This is a genomic window from Aggregatibacter sp. oral taxon 458 str. W10330 (assembly GCF_000466335.1).
Taxonomy (GTDB): Bacteria; Pseudomonadota; Gammaproteobacteria; order Enterobacterales; family Pasteurellaceae; genus Aggregatibacter.
The window spans coordinates 64,881-74,970 of the sequence record NZ_KE952604.1 but is presented as its reverse complement, the minus strand read 5'-3'; the positions used below and the strand labels follow the sequence as shown (position 1 = coordinate 74,970).

Genomic DNA, 10,090 nt, shown 5'->3' with positions numbered 1-10,090 from the left:
CGCATGAAATCGTGAATTACGCATCGAGGTTAATAATTTTATTCGTGCAACAAATTGCACGAAATCATGAATGCCCGAAAGAGTTAAATAACGTTCCGTGCGTAATTTGGTCGTGCATCAAGATGCACGCTACGCATGAAATCGTGAATTACACATCGAGGTTAATTATTCGTGCAACAAGTTGCACGCTACGAGGAAGGACTCCATACGCATAGCGTATGGTTTTTATAGCCAGACTTTGGCTGGCTATAATAAAAAGAAAAAGTGCGGTCGATTTTAAAAACGTTCGGTATTATGTAGCAGTTGCACAAAGTCCGAAAATTGACTAATTTACCGCATAAATTTTCCATTTTTTCAAACTCAAGGTGTAGCTATTCCTCCCAACCTTCATTCAGGTAACCCAAAGTATGAGTCGCCAAGGTAACTGTTGGGATAATGCCCCAATGGAGCGTTGATTCCGCAGCTTTAAATATGAATGGATGCAAGAGAGCGACTATCTAACCTTGGGGCAAGCGATGGACGATGTGAGAGCTTATGTGATGTATTACAATTTTGTTAGCCCACATCGTTACAATCAAGGTTTGGCGCCTGTTTTAACAAAAAAAAACTATCGGGGACTGTTGAATTAGCTGATCACTATATTAATCAGTAAAAGATAAAAGGGCGAAGATTATTAGAATCTCTGCCCTTAATGTTATCTGCATTTTTACAAAAAATAATATTTTCAATTTTTTGAAAAAAAAGTGTAAGAAAAAAGGCTTATCTCCGACTAATAGAATAACTAGGAAGCATTTCCTACCATAATGAACTAAATAATTTCATAAAATAGCTAATCAATCAGAGGAAAAAATGAAAGATTGTAAGATGCAAAGTATCGGCAGCGGCGTGAGTTTATTGATTTTACGCTTTTTTCTTGCGTGGGAATTTTTAGAGGCAGGGTTAGAAAAATGGAATGGTCAAAATTGGTTTACTGAAATACAAGATCGTTTTCCTTTTCCATTTAATCTTATTCCAGCCAATATTAATTGGCACGTTGCAATGGGATCTGAATTAATTTTCCCATTCTTGCTGATATTTGGGGTGCTAACACGTTTTAGTGCATTAAGTTTAACGATTTTAATCTCTGTCGCGTGGTATAGCATTCACGCCGATTCAGGTTATAACGTTTGTGATAATGGTTATAAATTACCCTTAATTTATGTGGTAACTTTATTAATCTTAATTACGCAGGGAGCAGGGAAACTCTCTTTAGACACGCTTATTAAGAAGGTTTATCCAACTAAAAGCTGGTTGAAATTCCTCTAACTATATATTCAATATCAAATTCTAGGAGATTTAAATGAAAAAATTATCCACTTTAGCCGCATTAGCAGGAGCATTAACGATGACAGTAGCTACTGCTACGCACGCTGAATCAAAATCAAGCAGTACGGATAAAGCTGCAACACCTTGTGTGGGTGATAAATGTGTGAAAACAAAAGCTGCAGAAGGTAAATGCGGAGAAGGCAAATGTGGCGCAAACGAAACAAAAGCCGCAGAAGGTAAATGTGGTGAAGGTAAATGTGGTGCGAGCAAACCAAAAGCTGCAGAAGGTAAATGTGGTGAAGGTAAATGTGGCTCTAAATAATCGTATTTTAATCTAGATGCCATACATAACACTGGTGTAAATTTACACCAGTGTTGTATTAAAAGGAGTAAATAATTATGTTACAAGGTGCAGGATTAGGATATCGTCGAGATTTAGCGGATGATTTTTTGAATTTATCATCAAATAATGCGATTCAGTTTATGGAAGTTGCTCCAGAAAATTGGGTAAAAATGGGAGGAGCTGCTCGTTATAAATTTGATCAAGCCGCTGAAAGATATCCACTTGCGGTACACGGACTATCACTTTCATTAGGCGGGCAAGCACCACTTGATCGCGAGTTATTAAAAAATACTAAAGCATTAATGACTCAATATAATTCGACATTTTTTTCTGAACATTTGAGTTATTGTGAATGTGAAGGGCATTTATATGATTTATTACCTATGCCATTTACTGAAGAAGCTGTAAAACACGTAGCACAGAGAATCCGCTATGTGCAAGATTTTTTAGGATTACAAATTTCATTAGAAAACACCTCTTATTATTTACACTCTCCCACCAGCACAATGAATGAAGTAGAATTTTTAAATGCTATTGCACAAGAAGCGGATTGTGGTATTCATTTAGATGTGAATAATATTTATGTAAATGGCGTCAATCACGGTTTACTCGATCCTTATGTTTTTTTAGATCAAGTAGATGTGAAACGTGTCAATTACATTCATATTGCAGGACACGATGAAGAACATTCTGCAGCACAAGTTGTGGAGGATTTAGAAGGAGAATCATTTAATAAAATAAAAGGGGCATATCGCTATTTACCAGAGTTATTAATTGATACGCACGGTGAGGCAGTAAAAGGTACTGTGTGGGATTTATTAGAATATGCCTATCAACGACTACCTGCCATTCCGCCAACATTATTAGAGCGTGATTTCAATTTCCCTCCATTTGCAGAACTTTATGCTGAAGTTGAACATATTGCACAACTACAGCAAAAATATGCTCAAGAAGAGGTAATATCCTATGCAGCCTAAACCTTCGCTTATTGAAACACAAAAAGCACTTGCCACAGCAGTTCGATTGGCTAATGCTCAACCTCTAAATGGTTATGCTCCGAATCGCCTTGCTGTTTATGCTCGCTTAGTTCGAAATAACATCTTTGGTTTTATTGACCGTTGTTTTGTTGAAGCACCTAAACACGTTTCTGCTGAGAGTTGGTCTCAGACAAAAGAAATGTTTGTATTAACAGGAAAATCACATTCGCCTTATTTTCAAGATATTGCTGGAGAATTTCTCTTATTTTGTCAAGAAAAAGAGAGTTTTGATGCCAATATACTGGCATTGATGGATTTTGAAAATACACAATTACTTGCAGAAGTTTCTTTAGCAAAAATACCTGAAAAATTTGAGTGGAATAAGCATAGTGTAATGCAGTTATCTGATGCAGCTTATTTAAAACGCTATGAAGTCGATTTTTTATCAAGCGATTTTAAACAATTTGATGAAAACCCTATGCAAGCTGTTATATGGCGGGATAGCGATTTTAATATTCTGCAACAACGCTTATCTGAACTTGACTTTTGGCTATTAAGTTATATACAAGAACAACCTTCGTCTTTAGAAGAGGTATTATCTGCCTTAAATACAGTTGTTGAAGATAGCACTCCCTTAATTCCATTATTGGAAAACACCTGGGTGAATTGGATTAATGCTGAAGTGCTTTATCCCAAAGTATGAGTCGCCGAGGTAACTGTTGGGATAATGCCCCAATGGAGCGTTGGTTTTGTAGCTTTAAATATGAATGGATGCAAGAGGGCGACTATATAACCTTGGGGCAAGCGATGGACGATGTGAGAGTTTATGTGATGTATTACAATTTTGTTCGCCCACATCGTTACAATCAAGGTTTGCCACCTGTTTTAACAAAAACAACCTATCGGGAACTGTTGAATTAGCTGATCACTACATCTCTATTGAGTTAAAATTTCAATAGGGATTTTAAGGTTTTTAATCGGTTAAATCTTTGTGCAACTGCTACATAATACCGAACGTTTTTAAAACCGACCGCACTTTTTTAGCTCAGCCAAATTATTTCTTCAACATTTCTCTCAACGCTGAACCGATTTCTGCCAAGCTTCTCACGGTTTTTACACCGGCGGCTTCCAGTGCTGCAAATTTTTCATCGGCAGTTCCTTTTCCGCCACTGATAATGGCACCGGCATGTCCCATACGTTTGCCTTTCGGCGCCGTCACGCCGGCAATGTAGCTCACTACCGGTTTGGTCACATGTTCTTTAATAAATGCCGCTGCCTCTTCCTCGGCTGAACCGCCAATTTCACCGATCATAACAATAGCTTCCGTTTGCGGATCGGCTTGGAATAGTTTCAAAATATCCACAAAATTGGAACCGGGGATTGGATCGCCGCCGATACCCACACAAGTGGATTGACCAAAACCTTCGTCAGTGGTTTGTTTCACGGCTTCATATGTCAACGTGCCTGAGCGAGAAACAATGCCAATTTTTCCTTTTTTATGAATGTTGCCCGGCATGATGCCGATTTTGCATTCTTCCGGTGTAATCACGCCCGGACAGTTTGGCCCAATCATGCGCACACCGGTTTGATTCAAGCGCTGTTTCACCACCAGCATATCCAAGGTTGGGATGCCTTCAGTGATACAAATAATCAATTTAATCCCGGCATCAATGGCCTCTAAAATCGCATCTTTACAGCCCGGTGCCGGCACATAAATCACCGTGGCTGTGGCACCGGTTGCCTCTACGGCATCGCGTACGGTGTCAAACACAGGCAATCCTAAATGGGTCGTGCCACCTTTATTTGGTGAAACGCCCCCCACCAGTTTAGTGCCATAGGCTAATGCTTGTTCGGAGTGGAATGTACCTTGACCGCCGGTGAAACCTTGGCAAATCACTTTTGTATCTTTATTAATTAAAATTGACATGCTATTGCTCCTTATGCGTTAGCCTTTGCCGCTTTCACCGATTCTACCGCCGCATCAGTCAACGTTTGGGCAGCAATAATATTCAAACCGCTCTTCGCTAAAATTTCACGGCCTAACGGGGCATTGTTACCTTCTAAACGCACCACCACAGGTACGTTGACACCCACTTCATTCACTGCCGCTACAATCCCTTCTGCAATCAGATCGCAGCGTACAATACCACCGAAAATATTGACGAGCACCGCTTTGACATTTTTATCAGAAAGGATGATTTTAAAGGCTTCCGCAACGCGTTCTTTGGTTGCACCACCGCCCACATCCAAGAAGTTCGCCGGTTGACCACCATGCAACTTCACAATATCCATAGTGCCCATGGCAAGCCCTGCGCCGTTCACCATGCAACCAATATTGCCGTCTAATGCCACGTAGTTAAGTTGAAAACTTTCCGCTAAGGCTTCACGTGGGTCTTCTTGGCTTGGATCTTGCATTGCCGCTAAAGCCGGCTGACGATATAACGCATTGCCATCTACCACAATTTTGGCATCTAAACAAAGGAGATTGCCTTCTTTCGTGACCACCAGTGGGTTCACTTCTAATAAGGACAAATCTCTTTCGACGAACATTTTTGCCATTTGGGTAAAAATATGGGCAAATTGTTTCACTTGGTCGCCTTTTAAACCCAATTTAAACGCCAGCTCACGCCCTTGATATGGCATACCACCGGTAAGCGGATCAATCGCCATTTTGTGTAATAAGTGCGGTGTTTTTGCCGCGACTTCTTCGATATTCATCCCACCTTCAGTAGATACCATGAATACCACACGTTGAGAAGCACGATCGAGCACTGCGCCTAGATACAATTCACGTTCAATTTGTGAGCCTTCTTCTACATAAATCGTGTTTACCGGCTGACCATTGGCATCCGTTTGGAAAGTGACCAAACGTTGCCCTAACCATTTATTCGCAAACTCTCTGACTTCCGCTTCGTTGCGTACAAGTTTCACACCACCCGCTTTACCACGTCCACCGGCATGCACTTGACATTTCGCCACCCAAGCATCACCGTCTAACAGTTTAATCGCCTCTGCCGCTTCGTCTGCGGTTTTACAGGCAATGCCTTTACCCACCGGCAATTTGTATTCGGCAAAAACTTGCTTGCTTTGATATTCATGTAGATTCATAGAAAATCCTCTGTTAAATGCCCTAATTTTATCGTCTGTTGAAACAAAGAACCGCCTGCCTTACTCACACGCGGTTCTTCTTTCTTTAGATTTCTAGCAATAATCTTGTTGGGTCTTCCAACAATTCTTTCACGGTGACCAAGAAACCGACAGACTCACGACCGTCAATTAAACGGTGGTCATAACTTAATGCCAAATACATCATTGGACGAATCACCACTTGACCATCCACTGCAACCGGACGCTCTTTAATGGCGTGCATGCCCAAAATCGCGCTTTGTGGTGGATTGATAATTGGGGTGGACATCAAAGAACCAAACACACCACCATTGGTAATCGTAAAGTTACCTCCGGTTAAATCTTCCACGGTTAACTTACCATCACGTCCTTTTTCCGCTAAGGCTTTAATCGATTTTTCAATGTCTGCCATAGAAAGGTTGTCGCAATCACGCAATACCGGGGTCACCAAACCGCGTGGTGTGGAAACCGCAATGCTCACATCAAAATAATTGTGATAAACCACATCGTCACCGTCAATGGAGGCATTCACTTCGGGATAACGTTTCAAGGCTTCCACCACGGCTTTGATGTAGAAAGACATAAAACCTAAACGTACGCCGTGTTGTTTTTCAAATTTTTCGCCGTATTGTTTGCGCAACTTCATGATCGGTTGCATATCCACTTCATTGAATGTGGTTAACATCGCCGTATTATTTTTAGCTTCCAACAAACGCTCTGCAATACGTTTACGTAAACGGGTCATCGGAACGCGTTTCTCACTGCGTGCAGAATATGCCATTGTGCTGACTGTTGTTTCTGCCGGTTTAGGCACAGCTGCACGTTTTGCGATGACTGATTCAACGTCTTCGCGGGTAATACGGCCACCTACGCCGGTACCTTTCACATCAGATGCTTGAATATCATGTTCCGCTAATAAACGACGAACGCCTGGACTTAACGCATCCGTGGTATGAGGCTCATCCGGCACTTCGGTGCGACGATCCGCCGGTGTCGGTTCTGCCGTTTTTTCCATGGCTGCTGCAGCGGCTGTTGCGGAAGCTTCCAATTTACCCAACAACTGCTTGCTCACCACTGTGGCACCTTCATCCTGCACGATTTCACTGATCACGCCGTCTGCTTGCGCCGGCACTTCAAGCACCACTTTGTCTGTTTCAATTTCCACAATCACTTCATCGCGTTTCACCGCATCGCCTGCTTTTTTATGCCAAGTGGCGACTGTTGCATCAGCAACTGACTCAGGCAAATCCGGGACAAGAATTTCAATAGTCATAATTTCATTCCTTTTTTGTATTCATTTAGCTAAGTATCAATGTTGTTAAGCATAAAGTGCGGTCGTTTTTCATCACGTTTTAAAACAAGCGAAAAATACACCGCACTTTAACGGATTAAAGAGTCAATGCATCTTCCACCAATTGTTTTTGCTGTTTGGCATGCAATGACAAATAACCTACCGCCGGTGAAGCAGAAGCCGGGCGGCCGGCATAAGACAATTTGGCATTGTCCGGAATCACTGCCTCAAAGTTATGTTTACTGCAATACCAAGCCCCTTGATTTAGTGGCTCTTCTTGGCACCATACAAAATCCGTTACATGTGAATAAGGCGCTAACACCGCTTTCACATCCTCGTGTGGGAACGGATAAAGTTGTTCAATACGAATGATAGCTACGTTATCCTGTTCATTTTTACGGCGATGTTCCAATAAATCGTAATACACTTTACCGGCGCACATCACCACACGTTTCACTTTTTTCGGATCGATATTGTCAATTTCACCAATGACCGTTTGGAATGTGCCGTTAAGCAATTCATCCATACTGGATACGGCTAACGGATGACGTAACAAGGATTTCGGTGAAATACCAATTAACGGACGGCGCATTTTACGAATCGCTTGGCGACGTAACATGTGATACACCTGCGCCGGTGTTGAAGGCACACAAACTTGCATATTTTGTTGTGCACAAAGTTGCAAATAACGCTCTAAACGGGCAGATGAGTGTTCCGGGCCTTGTCCTTCGTAACCATGCGGTAGCAACATCACTAAACCACACATTCTGCCCCATTTTTGTTCGCCGGAGCTGATGAATTGGTCTATCACGATTTGCGCACCGTTGGCGAAATCACCAAATTGCGCTTCCCAAATGGTTAAGGTTTTTGGATCCGTGGTGGCATAGCCGTATTCAAAGGCAAGCACCCCTTCTTCAGTTAAAACGGAATCCCATACTTCAAAGCGACCTTGATTGGCGTGTAATTGGGTTAATGGCACATAGCCGGTACCGTCTTTTTGGTTATGTACGACGGCATGACGATGGAAGAACGTACCACGACCGGCATCTTCACCGGATAAACGTACATGAATGCCTTCATCCAATAAGGTGGCATACGCCATGGTTTCCGCCATCCCCCAGTCTAATAATTTTTCACCTCGGCCCATTTCTTGGCGGTCGGCATAGATTTTTTCAACGCGAGGATGCGGTTGCACATAATCCGGATAGTGAGAGACACGTTTTGCTAAGGTTTTAAACCGCTCTTCCGGGAATTTGCTCTCATACGGCGCCGTCCAGTCATAGTTGAGATACTGCAACCAATCCACTTTTGCCATGTCCATCGCGCGCCATTCCGGCACGACACATTCGCCATTATCCAAAGCATCGCGGTATAAATTGGAAATTTCAGTGGCATCTTCTTCCGTAATGACGCCTTCTTGAATTAAACGATTGGCATACACTTTCGGTGGGGTCGGGTGTTTTTTGATAATGCCATACATCATCGGTTGAGTTGCCAACGGCTCGTCGGCTTCGTTATGACCATGGCGACGATAGGAAATCAAATCAATGAAAATATCCCGTTTAAAGACTGCGCGATACTCCACCGCCATACGGGCAGCAAAAGCAACAGCTTCCGGATCATCGCCGTTCACGTGAATAATCGGCGCCTGAATCATTTTGGCGATATCAGTACAAAACTCGGTAGAACGGGTATCATTCGGGTTAGAGGTGGTGAAGCCGATTTGGTTATTGATCACAATGCGAATCGTGCCGCCGACTTTATAACCGCGGGCATTGGACATATTCAAAGTTTCTTGCACGATACCTTGACCGGTAACAGCGGAGTCACCATGCACGGTGACTGCCAACACTTTGTTATATTCGGTATCTTGTTTACGGGTTTGCCTTGCGCGGACGGAACCAATCACAACCGGGCTCACAATTTCCAAGTGAGACGGGTTAAAGGCAAGTGTTAAATGCACTTTCTTATCATCTACCGCAAAATCGGAGGAGAAACCTTGGTGATATTTCACATCACCGGTGCGATTATCTTCCGCATGTTTACCGGCAAATTCATCAAATAAATCGGTTGGACGTTTACCAAACACGTTAACCAACATATTTAGACGACCACGGTGAGCCATGCCCAACACCACATCGTCTATACCGTTACGGCTGGCATGACGGATGATCTCTTTCATCATCGGAATAAACGCATCGCTTCCTTCCAACGAGAAACGTTTCGCGCCCGGGAATTTCGCGCCTAAATAACGTTCTAAGCCATCCGCTGCCGTTAATTCTTTCAGTAAATTGATTTTTTCGTCTTTACTGAAAAGTGGCTGTTGAATCCATTTTTCTTGTTTACTTTGCAACCAATTACGCTGTTCCATATCATGAATGTGCATAAACTCCAGACCGATATTGCCACAATAGGTGGCTTTCAAATCACGGGCTAAATCACGGAGCTTCATGCTTTCCTTGCCATAAACAGCATAGTCGATATTGAAACTTTCGTCCAAATCAGCGTCTGTTAATCCATGTCGGTGATAGTCTAATTCAGGCACCGAGGAAGTTTTCCAACGGTAATAATTGAGGGGGTCGAGAGTGGCTTCAATGTAGCCACGAGAACGGTATGCGTTGATGAATTGTAAAACTTTAACTAATTTCGCGCTCGCTTCCGGATCAATCACGCTCACGCTCTGTCCATGATTTTCTCGCGCTAAACGGCGGAAATAATCGCGCACCGTTGAATGCGCCTGCTCAAGTGCGGTGGATTTTGGCAGCGTTTTAAAAATTTCTTGCCAACTGGCATCCACACTGTTCGGATCTTCAAGATAGCTTTCATAAAGATCCTCAATATAAGACTGATTTGCCCCACCTAGTGCACTGGAGGAGAGCCATTCATTTAAAGAATGCTGCATACATACCACCTTAAGATTTAAATACGCTAACAAACAACATGATAATAAACAAAGAACAATCTTGTCCTAAGGGATACATTATGCCTGATAAATAAAATACATTCTGTGATCTGGATTGAAATTTTACAAAAAATTAACGAAAAAAT

The 10,090-nt window shown here is 42.4% G+C and carries 9 protein-coding genes; 5 read left to right on the top strand and 4 right to left on the bottom strand.

Annotated features, from left to right (window positions below; translation table 11 throughout):
• The first annotated feature begins 864 nt into the window (after nt 1-864).
• From HMPREF9065_RS05795 to HMPREF9065_RS05815, 5 genes are all read left to right on the top strand, one after another.
• Complete coding sequence (locus tag HMPREF9065_RS05795) at nt 865-1,305, top strand: HvfX family Cu-binding RiPP maturation protein (RefSeq protein ID WP_156901098.1); 441 nt, start codon at nt 865-867, stop codon at nt 1,303-1,305.
• Between the two features lie 34 nt (nt 1,306-1,339).
• Nucleotides 1,340-1,627 carry an oxazolone/thioamide-modified RiPP metallophore HvfA gene (locus HMPREF9065_RS05800; protein WP_021615873.1) on the top strand — a complete coding sequence of 96 codons (288 nt, stop codon included), beginning with the start codon at nt 1,340-1,342 and terminating at the stop codon, nt 1,625-1,627.
• A gap of 77 nt (nt 1,628-1,704) precedes the next feature.
• Complete coding sequence (locus HMPREF9065_RS05805) at nt 1,705-2,625, top strand: HvfB family MNIO-type RiPP peptide maturase (RefSeq protein ID WP_021615872.1); 921 nt, start codon at nt 1,705-1,707, stop codon at nt 2,623-2,625.
• A complete protein-coding gene (locus HMPREF9065_RS05810) occupies nt 2,615-3,328 on the top strand; it encodes an HvfC family RiPP maturation protein (protein ID WP_021615871.1) in 714 nt (237 codons plus the stop codon). Before HMPREF9065_RS05805 ends, HMPREF9065_RS05810 begins: the two co-directional genes overlap by 11 nt.
• A complete protein-coding gene (locus tag HMPREF9065_RS05815; protein WP_021615870.1) occupies nt 3,325-3,546 on the top strand; it encodes an integrase core domain-containing protein in 222 nt (73 codons plus the stop codon). The genes HMPREF9065_RS05810 and HMPREF9065_RS05815 overlap by 4 nt, the downstream gene beginning before the upstream one ends.
• A 133-nt stretch (nt 3,547-3,679) precedes the next feature.
• On the opposite strand, the gene sucD is transcribed toward HMPREF9065_RS05815, so the two are convergent.
• The 4 genes from sucD to sucA form a co-directional block, all read right to left on the bottom strand.
• On the bottom strand, nt 3,680-4,552 hold the full coding sequence (sucD, locus tag HMPREF9065_RS05820; RefSeq protein WP_021615869.1) for a succinate--CoA ligase subunit alpha: 873 nt from the start codon (nt 4,550-4,552) through the stop codon (nt 3,680-3,682).
• Nucleotides 4,553-4,563: 11 nt separating this feature from the next.
• Complete coding sequence (sucC, locus tag HMPREF9065_RS05825; protein ID WP_021615868.1) at nt 4,564-5,733, bottom strand: ADP-forming succinate--CoA ligase subunit beta; 1,170 nt, start codon at nt 5,731-5,733, stop codon at nt 4,564-4,566.
• Between the two features lie 85 nt (nt 5,734-5,818).
• Nucleotides 5,819-7,024, bottom strand: coding sequence for a 2-oxoglutarate dehydrogenase complex dihydrolipoyllysine-residue succinyltransferase (gene odhB, locus HMPREF9065_RS05830; protein ID WP_021615867.1), 1,206 nt, complete (start codon nt 7,022-7,024; stop codon nt 5,819-5,821).
• 115 nt (nt 7,025-7,139) lie between these two features.
• Nucleotides 7,140-9,944, bottom strand: a complete 2,805-nt coding sequence (gene sucA, locus HMPREF9065_RS05835) for a 2-oxoglutarate dehydrogenase E1 component (protein ID WP_021615866.1) — start codon at nt 9,942-9,944, stop codon at nt 7,140-7,142.
• Between the last annotated feature and the right edge of the window lie 146 nt (nt 9,945-10,090).

Bases quoted from the DNA above. Each gene is read 5' to 3' on its own strand.
- HMPREF9065_RS05800 (WP_021615873.1), top strand. From the start codon at position 1,340: ATGAAAAAATTATCCACTTTAGCCGCATTAGCAGGAGCATTAACGATG.
- odhB (WP_021615867.1), bottom strand. From the start codon at position 7,024: ATGACTATTGAAATTCTTGTCCCGGATTTGCCTGAGTCAGTTGCTGAT.
- sucA (WP_021615866.1), bottom strand. From the start codon at position 9,944: ATGCAGCATTCTTTAAATGAATGGCTCTCCTCCAGTGCACTAGGTGGG.
- HMPREF9065_RS05795 (WP_156901098.1), top strand. From the start codon at position 865: ATGCAAAGTATCGGCAGCGGCGTGAGTTTATTGATTTTACGCTTTTTT.
- HMPREF9065_RS05805 (WP_021615872.1), top strand. From the start codon at position 1,705: ATGTTACAAGGTGCAGGATTAGGATATCGTCGAGATTTAGCGGATGAT.
- sucD (WP_021615869.1), bottom strand. From the start codon at position 4,552: ATGTCAATTTTAATTAATAAAGATACAAAAGTGATTTGCCAAGGTTTC.
- HMPREF9065_RS05815 (WP_021615870.1), top strand. From the start codon at position 3,325: ATGAGTCGCCGAGGTAACTGTTGGGATAATGCCCCAATGGAGCGTTGG.
- sucC (WP_021615868.1), bottom strand. From the start codon at position 5,733: ATGAATCTACATGAATATCAAAGCAAGCAAGTTTTTGCCGAATACAAA.
- HMPREF9065_RS05810 (WP_021615871.1), top strand. From the start codon at position 2,615: ATGCAGCCTAAACCTTCGCTTATTGAAACACAAAAAGCACTTGCCACA.